General features: G+C 63.4%; 1 protein-coding gene. It reads left to right on the forward strand.

All coding sequences use genetic code 11. From position 1 onward, the window contains the following. The first annotated feature begins 151 nt into the window (after positions 1-151). Complete coding sequence (locus B1526_RS08840; protein ID WP_456061927.1) at positions 152-1,483, forward strand: ISL3 family transposase; 1,332 nt, start codon at positions 152-154, stop codon at positions 1,481-1,483. Positions 1,484-1,706 lie beyond the last annotated feature (223 nt).

The following is a 1,706-nucleotide window of genomic DNA, read 5'->3' on the forward strand; positions in this document are numbered from 1 at the left end:
CGCGGAATCCATCATGACGATTCGCGCACGTCACTCACCCGTATCACTTCATATGATGAACTCATATGAGGAAAGATGACTGCTCATATCNGGCTCTTCTCAAGTTAGTGTGTAAGGGCCGTGCTTCATCATTGCTTGTGTGATAGAAAAATTGAATGAGGAAACACGGCCTGAACCCGAGTTTATCGTGTTCGACCCCCAACGTTTCCTTGGTTTGGATGAGATGGGTCTTCGTGTGCTCTCGTGGCGGCGTCTTGGCAGGCCGGACGGCCCGGGATTAAGGCAGATCAGGTGCGAGCCGGACTCGCACGACGCACGCTGGTGCCCCTCGTGCGGCGCGTATGCCAGGGTGCGTTCGTCGTGGCTGCGCACGCTGGCGCATGTGCCCTACGGCGACGACGCGGTGCATCTGCTGGTGCGCGTGCGCCGCTACGAGTGCGTGCCGTGCTCACGCTCGTGGAGCGATGATCTTGAGGCGGTGGGCGCCGGCAGGGGCGTGTTGAGCGTGCCGGCGGTGATGTGGGCGCTGCGGCGCGTGTGCCTGGACTCGATGACTGTCTCGGCGTGCGCCAGGCTGCTTCATGTGGCATGGGCGGTGGTCGACCGGGCGGTGCGCGAGCAGGGCATGCTGCTGCTCGAGCAGGCCGACCGGTTCTCCTCGGTGCGCGCGATCGGCGTGGACGAGCACGTGTGGCGCCACGGCGCGTTCGGAGACCGGTACGTGACCGTGATCGTCGACCTGACCCCGCGTTGCGACGGCAGGCCGGCAAGACTGCTGGACATGGTGCCGGGCCGTTCCGCCCAGGTGCTTCGCGAATGGATGCAGGCGCGCGGCGGCGAGTTCACAAGACGCGTCGGGGTGGTCGCCATGGACGCGTTCGCCGGCTGGAAGCAGGCCGTCGAATCCGTCGTGCCCCACGCGGTCGAGGTCATCGACCCGTTCCACGTCGTGCAACTGGCCGCCGCCCGCGTCACCAAGGTGCGCTGCCGCCTGCAACGCGACGCCACCGGCAGGCGCGGTGTCAAGGGCGACAGGCTCTACGACTGCAGGCGCGCCCTGCTGACCAGCGACGAATACCTCGGCGCACGCGGCCGTGCCAGACTCATGGCCCTGTTCGCCATCCAGACCAACCACGACCTCATGCTCGCCCACGACGTCTACCAAAGGGTCATACACGCCTACCGGTGCGACGACCGGCGACGCGGCGAACGCATGATGCGCGAGCTGATCGACGACCTGACCGGACCGGGGCGCTACAAAGGCTGCCGGGAACTCGCCTCCCTCGGCCGCGTGCTCAAAAGACGCATGCGCGACATCCTCGCCCTCTTCCGCCACCCCCACTCAAGCAACGGACCCACCGAAGCCATCAACGGCAGGCTCGAGACCCTGCGCGGCAACGCCATGGGCTTCGCCAACACCACCAGCTACATCCAACGATGCCTCATCCACAGCAGCCAACTCAAAGACATCCTTACACACTAACCTGAGAAGAGCCNCTTTAATCTTTCTTGCGTGACGTGTATCGTCAGAAAACAAATCAAGAAACGGTGTTGTCTCCGTCATCACTCACCATCCTCGTTCAGCAGTGCGCGCAGGTCATGCAGTCCGGTGGTCAGCTGTCCGTTGAGTGCTTCGAGGGCATCAAGGATTTCGCTCGTCGGTGGATACTCCTTGCGTTCGTATTCCACTTCGGCGTAACGGTTGA

The sequence above is a fragment of the Bifidobacterium criceti genome (assembly GCF_002286935.1).
GTDB classification, from domain to species: domain Bacteria; phylum Actinomycetota; class Actinomycetes; order Actinomycetales; family Bifidobacteriaceae; genus Bifidobacterium; species Bifidobacterium criceti.